This window comes from Cellulosimicrobium cellulans (assembly GCF_016921195.1).
In the GTDB taxonomy this organism is placed as follows: Bacteria; Actinomycetota; Actinomycetes; order Actinomycetales; family Cellulomonadaceae; genus Cellulosimicrobium; species Cellulosimicrobium cellulans_F.
Genome location: NZ_JAFGYF010000001.1, coordinates 924,860 through 940,223 on the forward strand (window position 1 = coordinate 924,860; position 15,364 = coordinate 940,223).

Below are 15,364 nucleotides of genomic sequence, written 5' to 3' on the forward strand. Positions count from 1 at the left end.
ACCCCCTACACCCCTACATGCTCAACCCCACACGCCCATCACCTCGTGCGTGAGGATGCGGTCCTGCTCCTCAGCCCACCAATCACGCCCGCACGGCTCCTCCTGAGGCGCCCCAGACAGCACCTGCGACGCCACCGCCTCACGCCCAGCCACCACCCCAGCCTTCCTCCGGGCATCCGGAACATCCGGCAACACCGTGTGATGCACCACCCACGGGAACGGTGAACCCAGCCTCCGGATGCGGCCCTCCCGCTGCACCTCACGCGCAGGATTCCAAGAAGAATCCAACGACACCAACACCCCGCACGTCTGAAGATTCAGCCCACGCTCCAACACCGACGACCCCACCAGAACCCGCGGCCCAGCCGGATCACGAAACGCAGCCACCGCGACCGCGCGCCCCGCACGATCCACACCACCATCCACCCGAACAAACGACACACCCACCGAACGCAGCCGCTCACACACCACATTCAACACATCCTGAAACTCCGAAAACACGATCACCTTCGGAGTCTGGTGATAGTCAGCAGTGGTAACGAGACGTATGAACTCATTTGCGGTCGCGGAGCTGCCTGTGACGTACCTGGCGGCTTTGGCGCGCTTGTTGTGGCCGTAGAGTCCGGGCATGGTTGCGTAACGGTCGTGCTGCTTCTGCTGGGGTGGGGTGAGCGGGACGAAAGTGGTCTTGCGAACCAAGGTCGGGAGCGAAAGGCCGATGTCTTCTGCGGTGCGGCGGAGCGTTACGCCCCTGAGGTACTCGCGTAGGCGCCTCTCGGCGCCGGGGAGGAATCCGACGGCTCGGGGAGGCATGGGCTCACCGAGGATGTTCGTCCCAGTGGGTGCCCATTCGACGAACTCGCGGTCGAACGTCTCCTGATCCCACAGGTTGGGTGTGCCGACGGCGGCGAGGGCTGCCCATGTCTCGGTGGGCACGGTCTCAACGGGGGTGGCGGTGAGGCCGATGCACCGGGTGGCGCGGAGGGAGAGGGTGCGGACGGCCTCCCAGTTCGTCTTGCCGCCCTTGACGGCCATGAATTCGTCGAGGACGAGCACCTGGGGTCGCCAGTGCGACACGAGGGCGGTGTCGAGGCGGGTGCGGAGCGTGTCGTACGAGACGACCACCACGTGCAGGTTGGCGGCGAGGTCCGCCCACTCCTGGGTGGCCTTCTTGGACGGGTTGGTGGACCACGCGCGATGGGTGGACGCTTCGATGGTGAGGCTGGGCAGGAGGCGCCGCAGCTCGTCGACGGTCTGGCTGATGAGCGAGGCGTCGGTAACCCACACGACGGGCGGGCCGGCGGGTCGGCCCGGCGCCAAGAACGTGCCGCGGCGGGAAGCGCGCTCGATGACGAGCGCCGCCTGGATGGTCTTCCCTAGGCCGACCTCGTCGGCCAGGATCGCGCGGGGGTGGGTGTCGAGGAAGTCGGCACCCGCGACCTGGTGCGCGTGGGGGACGACGCCGAACGTCTGGTTGGTCATGGGTTCCTTACGGGGTGTTTGGGCACGCGCGTGCCGCGTGCCGCCGACCATGTGATGGCGTCGCGTGGGCGCGACGCTGTAGGCCGTGACGGTGGATGGTGGGGGAGCGGCGGCTCCGCCGGCCGCTCTGATTCCCGTGACGGGATGGGTCGAGGTAGCGGCTTCGCCGCTTGACCCGGGACGGTGATGGGTGGCCCCAAGACACCCATCACCTCGTGGTCCGTGACCGGTCCCGGAGATGGCACCAGAAATCTGGTGCCTAATAGGTTCTACTCAATGTAGTGAATCTCTCTCTGGTGGAGAGATTCACCATGGAGAGATTAGTGACTAGAATCCTGGTCTCTTCTTCGTACTAGATTTCTGGTGTCTTCAGGCTGGGGGTGGTCAGGACGTAGACCAGCTTCCGCCGGTCGAGGGTTCGCAACTCCTGCACTTCCGGGTACTCGTCAGGGTTGACCACGACGAGGAACCCCCAGTCACGGAGGCGTCGGATAGACCTCTGTGCGGACTGTCCGTGGCTTCTTGCACTGAGGCCCAGTCGTTCGTCGATGGTCGTGTTGCCGGGCCAGATGGGCCGCCGTGGTTCGGACGAGTTGGCGTACATGGCTAGGGCCGCGGCAGTGCCGATCACAGTCGGAGTCTTCCCCGGGGCTCGATGGTCGAGAAGTAGGTTGAGCCAGACGAGCGGCTGAACCGCTCGCCGGTCGGCCTCCGCCCGGGGCGTCTTCTTCGGGGTGCTCAACCGATCACCACCTCAGCCGACAGATCGTCTGCCGAGAGGGTGCGGTTCCAGATCGCCTCGAATCCGATGTCTTCGGCTGCGAGCTGCTGGCCCCACGTCTCCCACGCCTCTGCTAGCCCCGACTCCTGCGCCAGCTTGGAGTTGATGGATGTGATGCCGAGCCGGGCCATGGCGTCGCGGACCATCTGCCGGCCCTCCATGTAGTACTGAAGTTGCTTCATGTCGGAGCGTCGTGCGAGGTCGGGGTTGTCGCGGCTTGCGGTGAGCATGACGGACAGGAACCGGACCGCGTTGTCGCCCGTGAAGCCGGACTCGTACGCGTTCGCCCACGCAGGGTTCTCCTGCTTCAGTTCCGACAGGAAGTCGTCGCGGATGCGGCGAAACTCCTCCGCTCCCTTGGAGCGGATGGTGAGGTTGGCTTCGTCGAGCGAGAGGTTGAGCATGGTCTGGAACTTGTTCCAGTCGTTCCAGCCCTTGGAAACCTGGACCTCGTTGTACGCGTCGCCCGGGTCCTTGATCGTGCGCCACGTCTTCGACGTGCCCACACCGATCTTCTGACGCTTCTGCTGCTGGTACGCCCCCTGGGAGAACTCGCCCCCCAGGTTCGCCGCACCAGCGAACGCCCACCCGTACTCCGGCGTCTGCGCCACCAGGTCCCGGTACTTCTTCACCTCGTCCATCGCGGCATCCGACGCACGCACCCCCGTCTCGTTCAGAGACAGCGAGATGGTCATGTCGAAATAGTCCGGGTAGTCCTCACGGAAGCGGTCCTCCGCGTCGGCCCCGTACTCCTCGATGTACCGGTTCCACTCCTGCCGATACCACTCCAGGCGCCCCTGAGGGGACGTCGAGAACGGCGCCTGCGAGCCGAACGCCTTCATGATGTAGAAGTTCCGGGTTCGGCGGGCGACGAGGTCCATGGTCTCGGCCTTCGTCTTGGGCTCGCTCTCGCCTGTGGTCTGGGCTTGCATCTCCTCGGCCAGGAGCTGGGCGTAGGTCTGTGCGAACCGGTCTTCGCTCATGGACTGGTCAATGGCGGTGCGCGCGTTGCGCACCCACTGGGGTAGCGCCTGCTCGGCCGGGCTGTCGGCCGTCGGCCCGTAGGGGAGGAGCCACTTCCCGATGGGGTGATCGGCCCACTCGGAAGGCAGTGCCTGCACCAGCGCCTCGTTCGCCGGGATCGACATGAGCGGGCCTGGTCCCGGGAGCCAGAACGGTTCACCCTGGAAGATGACGTTCATGGACCCCTTGGACACGCGCACGTTGTCGTCCACGCCAGCCCAGTCCGCGAGGAACTTCGGGATCGGGATGTGGATGTACCCCTTCGTGGGGTCGGCCTCGTGGCCGATCACCTCGCCCAGGGACCCATCCTCGTTGACGCGCACCACGTCGCCGTTCGGCAGGATGCGGTTACCGTCCTCGTCCGTCACCTCGAACATCTTGTTCGGAGCCTGGTACGCCTTCAGCATCAGAGGCGCAGCCTCCCAATGCTCACCGAAGATGCGAGCCCACTTCGACATCGTGTCTTCCCACGCCGAGTAGAACGGCATCAGGAACCGCATGTGGTAGCCCAGGTTCGACTGCCGCGACGTATCGAACATGACCTTCGCCACGTCCCTACGTGCCAGCAGGTCCGCGCGGTTGCGGAGCTGGTGAACCTCCGCCCGGGTCAGCGTCGACTCCCCCCGCCCGGACTGCGACAGCAGCGCCTCAAACCGGCGCCCGAACGCATCCCGGTAGAACGGGTGGCGGCCCATGACGGTCTCGGGAATCTCGGCGGCGTACTTGAAGTAGGTGCTGCGCGCCTTGTTGTAGCCGTTGACGAGGGGGTTGCCCTGGTCGATGGCTTCCTTCAGGTTGTGGGGCACCACGGGTCGCGGTGTCCCTTCGGGGAAGGCGACCTCGATGTCCTCGGCGCGGAGGTTGCCGGCCATGGCGCGGTTGCGAATCTCCTCGGTGGGGAGGAGCGCGTCGACGTGCTCACGCTGGGCGTTGAGCAGGTCGAGTTCGCTGAGCCACTTGGTTTCGCCCTGCTGGTTCGTGGCGAACGCGGCCCAGTACTCGCGCCCCTCAGGGGTTTCACGCATCCATGCGAGGAGGGTCTGGTCGTCGGCCCCACCCGCGATGGACTTCAGAACGTGGTCGTTGCGCACGTGCCGGTTGACCGCGTCGAGGTAGGCGTCTGCCCAGCCGGGGTTCTTGGCGTCCACGAGCGCGTAGCGTCCGGAGGTTCGGAGATTGCGGAGCGAGAGGGTCCGCTGGGTCTCCATGAGTCCAAGGATGGAGGCGCGAGCGTCGGTGAGGTCGTGGATGCGGGTGTACGCCTCCCGTCCGCCCATGTACGGGTCGGTGATGGACGGGGCTGTGAACTCCCCGGTCTTCGCATCCAACCGCGCTGACGAGCCCTGGAGCGCCTTCAGGTCCGTAGACCCGCGGCGAACCTTGCCCTCGATGTCAGGCCGCTCGGCCTTGAAGTCGTCCAACGTCTTGTTGACGATGGCCTGCTGGCGGGCGCGCTCCGCGTGCGCCGCCTTCAACCGCTTACCCGTGAGGGTCGGGATCGTCTCGTCCAGCTCCTCCAGGCGGGCGTGCGCCAGCATCTTCTGCTGGTACAGCTCGACGGCAGCCTTGTCGACGCGCTCCAGGTTGCGGAGGCTGTTGCCCATCCCGCGCATCGCGGACAGGCCGTGCCGCATGACGCCGATGTGCGCCAAGGCGCGAGCCTGTGTGTCGACCTGGACGCGGACGGGGTAGCCGAGGGGGCGTAGCAGCGCGACGAACTTCCAGAGGTCGTTGAAGGAGGCCAGCCCGGCCTCAGCCCACTGGTATGCGCCGGTCGCGGTCTTGCGGATCATGCCGGGCGTGAGCCGGGTCCCGAGTGCGTTGTCCACGGCCTTCCAGTCCACGATGGATACGACATCCTGGAACTGGGACGTCGCGACGGACCGCGCGAGTTCGTCGGTCAGGGCGTAGATGCCGTCATCGGAGGCGATGGTTGTTGCGCGCTCAGCATCCAGCGCCTGCTTGGCGCTGAGACCAAGTCGCGCCATCTCCTCATTGCGGCGTCCGACGATGTCGCGCACAGCCCAACGAACCTCGGCCGCGGTCAGGCCGTTGCGCCCGGCGTGGCGGGACACCAGGTAGTCCTCCGCGAACTTGTTGAACTCGCGAACCACCTCGTGCCGCTGCGTGCGGGCAAGGCCCGGGTCGATGGCGGAGCGCGCGGACACGAACCGGTCCCGCAACTCAGCCAACTGGCCCAGCGCGGCATCGTTCCGGTCCTTGCGAAGCATCCGCTCCACACGACCCGTAGCCGCCTCGAACCCTTCGTACGCGTCATCCGACGACAGCTTCAACGTCTGCGGGATGTGACGGCCCGCAACCAGGTGCACCGGGTGCAGGGCCGGGGAGCCGGCGAGCGTCTTCACGACCGACGCCGCCTTCCGGTCGGCGCGGAACGACGCCACCTTGCCCGGCGTCTCACGCACCGTCGCGGCCTGCCCACGCTTCACCGTCTGCGACACGGCGTCCACGCCCAGGCCACCAGTGCCCGAGTCGATGACACGCTGGATCGCGCCCAGCTCGTCGCGAATCTGCTGCTGCTGCAACTCCACCTGACGCTGCACCAGGGTGTCCTTGTCCAGCAGGGCAAGGGACTCCTTGTGCGAGATGGCGGGGTTGCCCAGAATCTCAGCCGCCGCCGTGTCGGCGTTCGGCCCCACCATGCGCTCGAGTTCCAGGGACAGCATGTCGGACCGCTGGCGCAGCGTGTTCAACGCCTGACGGTCGCCCGCGCCCGCGTAGATCACCTGGTCCATGAGCGACTTGGCGTCCGCCTCGTCCGCACCAATCTCACGGGCGCGGCGCATCATGAACGCCACCGCCCCCGCATCCGTGGTCTGCGAGACGAGCGGGTCCTTCGCCACGGCGGCGAGCCCGCCCGGCTGGTTCAGGACGTCGTAGTACCGGTCCGTGGTCCGCTCAACAGCGGACTGGAACCGGTTCGCCTTGAACGACCCAGCCTCGACCGTCTCCGTCGCGGCACGGTTCAGGCGGGACGCGTTCGCGGCAGCCGCCACGTCCACCGCATCCACCTGCCGCGCAGCCTGCGCGACACGCGAACCACCCGCGGTCGCCAAGACCAGCGGGTCGGCGTAGATGTTGAACGCCGCATCCGCGATGCCCGTCACCCAGCGCTGACCCCCGCTGCCGAAATACTCGGCACGGGCGCCCACCAGGTCCGGGTCGTCCAGCAGCGGCAGCGTCGTACGCCCCGTCGCCGGGTCGAACGAGCCAGCGTTCTCACCCTCAGGCTGGAACGCGGCACGGCCCTGCTCCCACACGGCCTGCGCTACCGACGACTCGTTCTGGACCTCCTGCGTCCAGTAGTTGTCGCGGAACTCGGAGTCGGTGAACGCGAACCCGGGCAGTACCGCACCCAGCGACTGGAGCGCGTTGACCGGGCCACCCTGCGTCATCTGGTCGTTCTGGTAGCGGAAGGCCGCACCGTAGTAGTCGCCCACCCAGCGCACCGGGACACCCATTGCGGCAAGCAGGTGCTCGCCCGGGGACTTGGCCCCGCCCGTGTTCCCAGCCTTCGGCTGGATCGACGGCCGCGCCTTCGCCGTAGCGAACGACGAACCCCCACCCTGGAACGGGTCCCCACCGAACGACTGCCCCAGCGGCTGCTGGATGCCGAAGAACGAGGAGGGCTGTGCGAGTCTGCCCGCAGCAGTTGCCTGGTCTTGGTCGCGGGTGACCCTGGCGATGCCGACGGATGCACCCAGGGGTGCGCCGGCTTCGAATGCGGCGCCGATTCGGGTCATGAGGTCGTGCTTCTTGGCAGGCAAGTTTGGTCCTCCGTGTTGTTGGGAGTGTGCGGGCACGCCAAAGGCCCGCGTATTGCTGTCTGTACGGCGATCCTGTGCGCGTCTCAGCGCTTCCGGGTGTCTGTGGTGCCCGGGTAGCTGGCGCGCACTTTCGAACTCATCAGCGCTGTGCGTTTGAGAGCGAGCGCCAGCCGTTGGCACGCTCGCGAGGGAACTCGTCGACCTTGGGTCGGCATGCGGGGCAGGGCTCGTGCTGGAGTGAGGTGTAGCCGAGCTGGTGGCCGTAGGCGGCCTGGCTGGCGCAACGGTGGCAGAGGCCGTTGGCGAGGTAGAGGTTCTTGATCCGCTCCCAGTTCCGAGCCTGGGAGGGGGTCTCGTGCTGCTTCTGGCGGGCCGTCTCCGTCATACGGTCCCGCTCGTGTTCACGGCGTGCTTGTCCTCGTACGCCTCGACGTCGGCGAGGCGGTACCGGACATTGAATCCGATCTTGCGGTACACGGGTCCGCGCCGCTGCGAGCGGAGCGTGGCGAGCCAGCCCGGGTTGACCTGCCACCGGGCCGCTAGCTCTTTTTCTGTCAGCAAGTTGGAGGAGATGGGGGCAGCGTTAGTGCTTGTTGATGACTTCGCCATACCACATATCCTTACCGGCCCCTATGACACCACCCCCCTTTCTGGGGGCGATCTTGTAGCGTGCCATGGCTTCTCATATACAGCGTTGCGAGGCGACCAGCGCGTTTGCTCGCACAAACCTTCTTTGGTCACAATTCAGCAACGGGGAGGGACGCCCGGACAGTTCCCCACAATCCGGGCACGCCGGGGTCGTCGTCAACTCGACGCGCTGGACCGATCGTTCGAACCTGTGTTCGAATCTGCTCATGGCTGGGTTGGTCGAGTTCCTGCAAGAGCAGTTCGCGTCGGAAGAGTGGTTGGCGCAGGACGAGCGTGGCCGCATCACGCCCCCGCCGAGACCCAGGGGAGGGTTCTACCCGGCGCCCCTGCCTAGTCCGTTCCAGTACGTGTTCAACCCCGCGAGGGCTGAAGCCGACTGCACCATGCGGCGCACCCTCCTGCGCCTGGTCGAGTCCGACGACCTGTCGAGAGCGACCGTCCTCCGGGCGCTGGGGGAGGTCTACCGGTCGCACCCGGATTTCGACCCGACGTGGCTCCGAGCCGCCGAACCCGACTGACACGGGACTTCACCCCTGAGCGCCGCTTCGAACCCACGATGAGCCCAGTAGTCTCCTCGCTCATGGGGGACACTGCTGTGCCGCAGCCAGTAGCTGGCGTGCAAGTTGGTACGACCGCCGATGCCGGTGCGCTGATGCGTCTGTCGGGCCATGCACTGTGGAAGCTCGTGCGCTCGCCAGGCCTCCTGAACGTCACGTTCGTGATGATCGGGTTCGCGATCGTCTTCATGCTCGGGCTGCTCGGGCTCTCCGCCGGCTGGCTGACGTTGCTGCTGTTCCTGCCCGTGCTCGCCGTGATCTTCACCGTGGCTGCCGTCATCTTCGTAGTCGTGCTGCTCGCGTACTCGCTGCACGTCCTCAGCGACAAGCGGTCGGTCGTGTTCCTGGGCGAAGACGGCACCGCGACGGTGCGTGTCCGGCTGCGCCGTGGCGCATGGCACGTCCAGGACCACATGGCGGCGCCAGTCGGGCAGGGGCATGGCAAGCGGCTGCGGGAGGCGTTGGTGGGCCCGCTATTGGCCCAGGCGGACGCCACCGGGACGCGGGTCACCTTCGATGCGGTGGACGCGACGGCGAACCAGTACGACGTGGTCCCGCTCGGCTTCGTCGCGGGTGGTCGGTCATGGCAGGGGCGCCGGTACACGAGTGAGCCGGTGGCACAGCGTGTCTGATCCGTACTGGACGCCACAGCAGCTTGCGGAGGAGGCGGGCGTCAGCGCCTCCATCGTGCGCCGCTGGCTACGAGAGAACGCGACGCGAGTGGACGATGGCCCGTGGCGCCTCGACGACGAGACTGCGGAGCGGGTGCGCCAGCACTTCGCGGCCACGGCAGCCGCCCGCGAGCAACGCCCCGCCGTGTGCACCGTCGAGGAGTGCACCCGGGCTGCGGTCGGCCGAGGACTCTGTCGGATGCACTACAACCGCTGGGACCGACACGGATCGACTGAGAAGCGCGACGGTGCTGACCACCAACGCGCTAAGACGCACTGTCCGCACGGACACGAGTACACGGAAGAGAACACGATCGTCTACCCGTCGGACGGCCGCCGTAGATGCCGCGCGTGCCGAGGCCGCAGCTCTCTGCTGGCACAAGTGCCTGGGCCTGCCTGATCGGTCGCGATCGAGAATCACCGGCCGGCGAAGGGGTGAAGTCGTGACGCGTGTGGCGAAGGGCCGCGCGCTCCCCGCTACCCTTTCAGGCAGCGTCTGGTGACTCGTGATGTCGCCACTAGGCAGTTGGGGGTTCGGTGTCGAAGCTCAAGGAGAAGGTCGTTGCCTTCTACCAGGTCTACCTCAGTGCCAAGGCGATTTCGCGGACTCCTGTCATCGACTGGGGAGAGGCGCTTGCCCTCGTTGCGGAACTCCCCATGCGTGAGCGCACGCACGAGGAGACGATCTACGACCCACATCTCGACCCGGGCGCACTGCCGGTTCTTGGCGTACACGAGGTCCTGAACCCGGCCTTCATGTCCCGTATTGGCGATGAGGCGATCACCGATGTCATGGACGACTTGGAGGCTACTGACTCCGGTAGATTCGCCAACTCGACTGCGCTGGCGTTCCTTCCTATTGGCAACGTTGTCGCCGTCGTGACTGGGGACAACAGGTCTCCCAAGCCGCCGAAGGTCATCATCGACTTCCTCCGGCGGCACTTGCCCCAGGACCCCGGGGTCCACTGGGTGGCAAGGCCTGTCATGGACACTAACAAGATTGCCCGCCTCCGTGACGAGTCAGAGGGGGTGGTTGCGTTCGAATCGAGAATCAGAACCACCCGCGACCTCTTCAAGCCCGAAGACAGCGATGGCGTCGCGAAGTTCGTCGACGAGATCGCACAGCGCATCGGAGGCGACGTCATCGTCGACGTCTCAGTTCGCCTAGCGCCTCATGCCCGAAACCGGTCAGCCAAGCAGCGCTTCCGTGACGTCGTGGTGGCGGACCTTCCTCGTGTCGCCCACGACCCGGACAGCAGGACTAAGGCCCGGGCGGTACTCGGCGACGGCGTCGAGGAGGTCCTCGACCTCGTCGCGCACCGACTCGTGGCGACGTTCGATGTCGACGCCGCCGCTCGTGAGAGCCTGAGATTCTCGGCGCTGATCGAAAACCTCAAGGACGTCAGTGGCTCGATGGAGGATACGGTCAAGCAACTTCTTGAGGGGTGATCCACGTGTCGCGAGCATGGCGACTTCGAGCCGCTGACCTGCTTGCGGCGCACCCGCTCATGGACCAGGTCATCCCGATAGCGGCCACTGCGGCGTACGCCGGCGTGTTGTCCGACATGACGCCCGAAATCCCAGACGTACGAGTCGCCTTCTATGTCGGCATCTCCACCCTCGCTGCACTGGCGGTTGCAGCCGCAACCTTCGTCTGCACGATGACGTATCAGTCCACGGGTGAGCACATGAGGGCGGTTCGTCGGCACTACGGAGAGGTGTTGCGGCGCAACTGGACTTCCATCCTCGTCTCGACTCTCGTCGCAGCAACACTGCCGCTTCTCGCGATCCTGGTCGACACTCGCTGGAGGCAGGCGGCGATGCTCATCGCGGTCTACTCCCTCGTCCTGGTGGCCGTGCGCTTCGTCCGCTCGATCTACTGGCTACGAATCACACTCTTCCTTGAGCGGGCGGCCGATGAGCTTCCTGAGCCGATGGCAGTCAAACTTCCTCCCCGGCCCGCTCGGAGACGATAGACGTTTACTCATCCCCTTGATAAGCCTAGACTTGCTTCATGGCACGACCGCGGATGAAGCTCGGGGAGTGGGGCAACGTCGCCACCACCCCCCAACTCCTGGCCGACGACGGCAAGTACCGCGCCGCCCCGGCGGGGACGCGGAAGGCGGATCGTTGGCGTGCTCGCGCGAAGGTGCGCGACATGGACGGCATCGTCCGCGACGTTGAGCGCTACGGAGGGACGAAGGTTGAAGCCCGGCGCCTGCTCGAAGAGGCCCTACGCGAGCGCGTCACCCCGGTCACGAAGGGCACCATCACCCCGGCTACGACGTTCTCGGACCTGGCGGCAGCGTGGGAGGAGGAACTTCAGGGCGACGAGTCACGCTCGCCTAACACGAAGGCCGTCTACTCCTCGATCCTGCACCGGTACATCACGGGCAGCCCCACCGACCCGAAGTCGCGGGGTCCGCTCGCCGGCTGGACCGTGCGCGAACTGAACGTAGCGGCCATCAACCGGGCGCTCCAAGACATCAACAAGGAGGGCGGGCCGGCGGTCGCCAAGACCGCCCGCACGGTCCTGTCCGGCATCCTCGGTCTTGCGGTCCGCAACGGTGCCATCCCCGCCAACCCCGTTCGTGAGGTCGACCGCATCAAGCGCAAGGGCGCCCCGAAGAAGAAGGGCGCCGCCCGCGACACCACGCGCGCCTTCACGGTGGAGGAACGTGCCGCGGTTCTGACGTTCATGGACACCGACGAGCACGCGCTGTCGCACGACTTGGGCGACCTGATGGCGTTCCTAGCGGGCACGGGTGCGCGCCTGGGCGAGGCATGCGCTCTCAGGTGGTCGCGGGTCTCTCTCGACACTGGGCGGGCCACAGCGCGCATCGACGCCACCCTTGTGCGCGTCCCGGGGGAGGGCGTCTCCATTCAGGAGGGCACGAAGACGAAGCGGCACGTTTCCGACTCCAGTCGCCGCGTGGTGCAGTTGCCTGAGTGGTTGGCGGACCGGTTGCGCGTCCGTCGCGACACGATGAAGCACACCGGGCCGGATGACGTGGTGTTCCCGTCCCCGGGCGGGAAGCTCCGCGACCCGTCGAACACGACGAAAACGATTCGTCGCATGCTGGACCGGGCCGGGTTCGAGTGGGCCACGTCGCACACGTTCCGCCGCACCGCCGCCACGTTCATGGACCAGCGCGGCCTGACCGCGCGGGAGATTGCGGGCCAGCTCGGGCATGCGTCCCCGTCGATCACGACGGACGTGTACATGGACCGCCGCCCCGCGACGACAAGGGCTGCCGACGTCCTCTAGTTGTGTGAAGCGGGGCGGGCCGCGGGCCGCGCCTCGCACGTGAACGGCCGGGTAATCTCACGACCATGCCGAAGGTTTCCCGAGACATCCCGCGCCCTCTACGCAGACGCGTCTACGTAGAGGCAGGGCATCGGTGCGCGATCCCGACCTGCCGCGGGACCTCTGGGCTCGAAGTCCATCACATCACCCCGTGGGCAAGGGTGAAGGAGCACGAGTTCGACAACCTCATCCTGCTGTGCGCGGTCTGCCACCGGCGTGCCAATGACAAGGACATCGATCGCAAGGCGATGAAGGCATACAAGGCGAACCTGAGCCTGCTCAACAGCCGGTACGGCGACCTGGAACGCCGAGTCATCGAGAAGTTCGTGAACGATGTCGATCTTCGCGAGGTCGTGATCGACAGGAGCCACGCAGTGCTGCTCGACTATCTGGTGATCGACGGCCTTCTGGTGGAGGAAGGCCCCGCGGAAGGGGCCGTCATGTTCCAGACTGAGGCCGGCGATGGCCCTGGGCCCGCCGGGTACATGGGGCCCAGCCGTTGGCTGCTGACGCCCGAGGGTGAGGCTTTCGTGACGAGGCTCCGAGGCGCGACGAAGGTTCAGTAGCTGCCCCGGACTCGGCTGCCAGCGGGCAGGTAAGCGGGGGGTTTGCGGGGGATGAGGCGGCCGGAGTTCCCAGGTTGGTCGGCAATATCGTTGGTATTTCAGCGTTCCTGGTGGGCCCCGTGGGGTTCGAACCCACAACCTACGGATTAAAAGTGCGGTCCAGCGCGTGCAGGCCGGTCCAGCGGCATCACGCCCGGCGGGCCGTTCGTGCAGGTCAGGGCGCATTTCGGGCCTCCTCTCGCCGTTCGTGGTGCAGCCGCGTCCAGCAGCGTACACGGTCGTTCTGCCCAGCATCTGCCCAGCAGCGCGGCGCGTCATCGGACGACCCGGAGGTGCGCTCGGCGCGCGTCAACGGGGCGCCCGCCGTCGGGCCGCGGCGCTCGCGGCGGGCCGTCTCCGAGCGCGGCGAGCACGGCGTCCGACGGCTCGTCGGCCAGGTGTGCGTACCGCTGCGTCGTGAGCGGCGAGACGTGCCCGAGCAGCTTGCCGACCTCGGCGAGCGAGACGCCCCCCTGGATGAGCCAGGACGCGTAGGTGTGCCGCAGGTCGTGCACGCGCGCGTGCTCGACGCCGGCGTCGGCAAGGGCGCCGACCCAGACCTTCCGGAAGTTCGACTGCTCGAACCGGTGGCCGTCGCCCGTCGTCAGGACGAGCCCGCTCGTGCAGGTGCCGGTCGCGTGGTCGTACCCGCACGTGCCGGCGGACGGCTGGGGGATCTCGACCCACGAGGGGATCGGGACGAACCGGCGGCGCTTGCCCTTGGGGTACGGCTTCATGACGCCGCCGCGGTTGTCCCAGACGTCGGCGACCTCGATCACGCGGCGCTCGAGGTCGACGCGCCGGTGGTGCAGGCCAGTTGCCTCGCCCCATCGCATGCCGGTGCCGACGAGGAGGTCGACGACGGCGCGCTCGGCGTCAGGCAGCTCGGCGCGGATCGCGTCGACCTCGTCGCGCGTGAGGTACCGCTCGGTGCTGGTCTTGCCGGCGGACAGGCGCAGCTGCGCGGCGGGGTTCGCGGTGAGGATCTCGGCGTCGACGGCGGCGCGCAGGGACGCGGAGAGCAGGTGCACGATCCGCTGGACCGTCGTCGGCGCGAGGCCCGCCACGCGCAGGTCGGTCGCCCACGCCTTGACGTCGTGCCGCGTGATGTCGATCAGCGGAGTCTTGCCCCATCGGGGCGTGAGGTGCAGGTCGCGGCGGCCCTGGTCGGTCGCGAGCGTGGAGGGTTCCACGTCGCGTGTCGGCCACCACTCGGCGCACCAGTCGCCCCACGTGCGCGCCGCGGCGTCCGGCGATCGCCACCCGAGCGCGCGTGACGCAGCCTCGGCGGCCTCGCCGGCGCGCTCGGCTGCCTTCTTGTGCACGAAGGGCGAGCCGTCCGCGGTGCGCTTCTTCCCGTCGGCGTCGCGGTAGCGCGCGAGGTATCGCCCGCTCGAGGTGCGCTCTGTCCAGGCCATCAGGCGTCCCCCGGCACTACGGCGTCGACGGTGGCCTCAAACCGCGGCTTGATGATCAGGTCGGAGAACCGGGTCTTGATCAATGCGGGCTCAAGGGCTCGGTACACGATCCGTCCCGCGATGATGAGCAGCAGCCTGAGTTCCTCGTCCAGTTCGCCCCGGACCTCTGTGAGCAAGCTCGGCTTGGGAGGGCGGCCGTGGTGCACGCCGCCCTCGTGGTTCGCGTAGTGCCGGATCAGGTGCTGGAACGACGTCTGGCGTTTACCCGGTGAAGCTTCGCGCAGTACGGGCACGCCGAGGAACCTCTCGATCGAGCCTGAGTGCAGGATTTCGGGCTTCATGTCGAGCAGTTTGTCGAGGCCGAGTTCCAACGATAGGACCGGGTCGACGTATGGCGACGCGACTTCCAGACGTGTTTCGCCCACCGTGTGGAGAACGGACATGCGAAGCCAGCTAGCGACGGGATTTATGCCGAGGCTCTGAGCGTGGCGCGTCCCGACCTTGTCGAGGACGAGCATCCTCATCAGTCCAGCGGCTCGCACCTGGTCGTACTCGGTTGCGCTCAGGCTGCTCCGGTGCCGGAGATCCTCAAGGGCTTCGACGAACAGCTGGTCATTCTCCATCGGTGCTCACGCGGTCTCTCGGTCTCGGGCCCGCAGCCACGGTGCGCGGCCCCACGGGGTCGCGTAGGCGACTGGCGGGATGCGTCGGAGGACGTGCTGAAAGGTGGTCACGACGTCCTGGTGGACACCGAGCTCTTCGGCGAGGGCGCCGGGGTGTGGCCCGCGCAGCTTCTCGGCGCGGGCGTACTGCTCGGGGTCGATGAGGAGGCTTGCGGCGTGCTCGTCGGCGAGGCGTTCCTGCTCGGGGTCTCCGTGCGGGTCGTCGCCGTCGTAGGTGTGCTCGTGCCATGCGTGCCCGAGCTCGTGCGCGAGGGTGTATGGCCGCTGGACGTCGTCGAGCCATGCGTTGAGGACGATCGTGCGGACGCTGTGGTCGTAGTACCCGCCGGTCCACTCGTCCAGCTCGCGGCTGAACTCGACGTGCAGTCCGCGCTCGTGGGCGATCCTCATCAGCACACGCA

General features: G+C 67.1%; 13 protein-coding genes. 6 read left to right on the forward strand and 7 right to left on the reverse strand.

The genetic code is table 11. The features are described 5' to 3' along the window. Positions 1-21: 21 nt before the first annotated feature. The 4 genes from JN535_RS04005 to JN535_RS04020 all read right to left on the reverse strand — a co-directional run bounded on the left by JN535_RS04005 (position 22) and on the right by JN535_RS04020 (position 7,635). A complete protein-coding gene (locus JN535_RS04005) occupies positions 22-1,482 on the reverse strand; it encodes a DEAD/DEAH box helicase (RefSeq protein WP_205202409.1) in 1,461 nt (486 codons plus the stop codon). A gap of 352 nt (positions 1,483-1,834) precedes the next feature. Further along, on the reverse strand, positions 1,835-2,224 hold the full coding sequence (locus JN535_RS04010; protein ID WP_205202411.1) for a hypothetical protein: 390 nt from the start codon (positions 2,222-2,224) through the stop codon (positions 1,835-1,837). Continuing rightward, positions 2,221-7,074, reverse strand: a complete 4,854-nt coding sequence (locus JN535_RS04015) for a hypothetical protein (RefSeq protein WP_205202413.1) — start codon at positions 7,072-7,074, stop codon at positions 2,221-2,223. Before JN535_RS04015 ends, JN535_RS04010 begins: the two co-directional genes overlap by 4 nt. 381 nt (positions 7,075-7,455) lie before the next feature. Further along, positions 7,456-7,635: a hypothetical protein gene (locus JN535_RS04020; RefSeq protein ID WP_205202415.1), complete on the reverse strand. Its 180-nt coding sequence runs from the start codon at positions 7,633-7,635 to the stop codon at positions 7,456-7,458. Between the two features lie 293 nt (positions 7,636-7,928). On the opposite strand from JN535_RS04020, the gene JN535_RS04025 reads away from it, so the two are divergent. The 6 genes from JN535_RS04025 to JN535_RS04050 all read left to right on the forward strand — a co-directional run bounded on the left by JN535_RS04025 (position 7,929) and on the right by JN535_RS04050 (position 12,823). Continuing rightward, positions 7,929-8,240: a hypothetical protein gene (locus JN535_RS04025; RefSeq protein WP_205202417.1), complete on the forward strand. Its 312-nt coding sequence runs from the start codon at positions 7,929-7,931 to the stop codon at positions 8,238-8,240. A gap of 62 nt (positions 8,241-8,302) precedes the next feature. Further along, positions 8,303-8,911: a hypothetical protein gene (locus JN535_RS04030; RefSeq protein ID WP_205202419.1), complete on the forward strand. Its 609-nt coding sequence runs from the start codon at positions 8,303-8,305 to the stop codon at positions 8,909-8,911. 576 nt (positions 8,912-9,487) lie between these two features. Continuing rightward, positions 9,488-10,399: a hypothetical protein gene (locus tag JN535_RS04035; protein ID WP_205202421.1), complete on the forward strand. Its 912-nt coding sequence runs from the start codon at positions 9,488-9,490 to the stop codon at positions 10,397-10,399. Between the two features lie 59 nt (positions 10,400-10,458). Next, on the forward strand, positions 10,459-10,926 hold the full coding sequence (locus JN535_RS04040; protein ID WP_205202422.1) for a hypothetical protein: 468 nt from the start codon (positions 10,459-10,461) through the stop codon (positions 10,924-10,926). 38 nt (positions 10,927-10,964) lie between these two features. Continuing rightward, on the forward strand, positions 10,965-12,218 hold the full coding sequence (locus JN535_RS04045) for a tyrosine-type recombinase/integrase (RefSeq protein ID WP_205202424.1): 1,254 nt from the start codon (positions 10,965-10,967) through the stop codon (positions 12,216-12,218). Positions 12,219-12,283: 65 nt separating this feature from the next. Next, positions 12,284-12,823 (forward strand): HNH endonuclease, encoded by a 540-nt coding sequence (locus JN535_RS04050; protein ID WP_205202426.1) that lies wholly within the window; start codon positions 12,284-12,286, stop codon positions 12,821-12,823. 314 nt (positions 12,824-13,137) lie between these two features. Here JN535_RS04050 and JN535_RS04055 read toward each other — a convergent pair whose 3' ends face one another. From JN535_RS04055 to JN535_RS04065, 3 genes are read right to left on the reverse strand one after another with little or no spacing between them, the layout of a single operon-like run. Then, a complete protein-coding gene (locus tag JN535_RS04055; RefSeq protein ID WP_205202428.1) occupies positions 13,138-14,280 on the reverse strand; it encodes a tyrosine-type recombinase/integrase in 1,143 nt (380 codons plus the stop codon). Continuing rightward, positions 14,280-14,903 carry a hypothetical protein gene (locus JN535_RS04060; protein WP_205202430.1) on the reverse strand — a complete coding sequence of 208 codons (624 nt, stop codon included), beginning with the start codon at positions 14,901-14,903 and terminating at the stop codon, positions 14,280-14,282. Before JN535_RS04060 ends, JN535_RS04055 begins: the two co-directional genes overlap by 1 nt. Positions 14,904-14,909: 6 nt before the next feature. After that, the gene (locus JN535_RS04065; protein ID WP_205202437.1) at positions 14,910-15,353 is read right to left on the reverse strand and encodes an ImmA/IrrE family metallo-endopeptidase; all 444 of its coding nucleotides are present in this window, start codon (positions 15,351-15,353) and stop codon (positions 14,910-14,912) included. Positions 15,354-15,364 lie beyond the last annotated feature (11 nt).

Coding starts and splice junctions, on each gene's coding strand:
- JN535_RS04025 (WP_205202417.1), top strand. CDS start 7,929: ATGGCTGGGTTGGTCGAGTTCCTGCAAGAGCAGTTCGCGTCGGAAGAG.
- JN535_RS04045 (WP_205202424.1), top strand. CDS start 10,965: ATGGCACGACCGCGGATGAAGCTCGGGGAGTGGGGCAACGTCGCCACC.
- JN535_RS04005 (WP_205202409.1), bottom strand. CDS start 1,482: ATGACCAACCAGACGTTCGGCGTCGTCCCCCACGCGCACCAGGTCGCG.
- JN535_RS04030 (WP_205202419.1), top strand. CDS start 8,303: ATGGGGGACACTGCTGTGCCGCAGCCAGTAGCTGGCGTGCAAGTTGGT.
- JN535_RS04040 (WP_205202422.1), top strand. CDS start 10,459: ATGGACCAGGTCATCCCGATAGCGGCCACTGCGGCGTACGCCGGCGTG.
- JN535_RS04060 (WP_205202430.1), bottom strand. CDS start 14,903: ATGGAGAATGACCAGCTGTTCGTCGAAGCCCTTGAGGATCTCCGGCAC.
- JN535_RS04050 (WP_205202426.1), top strand. CDS start 12,284: ATGCCGAAGGTTTCCCGAGACATCCCGCGCCCTCTACGCAGACGCGTC.
- JN535_RS04055 (WP_205202428.1), bottom strand. CDS start 14,280: ATGGCCTGGACAGAGCGCACCTCGAGCGGGCGATACCTCGCGCGCTAC.
- JN535_RS04065 (WP_205202437.1), bottom strand. CDS start 15,353: ATGAGGATCGCCCACGAGCGCGGACTGCACGTCGAGTTCAGCCGCGAG.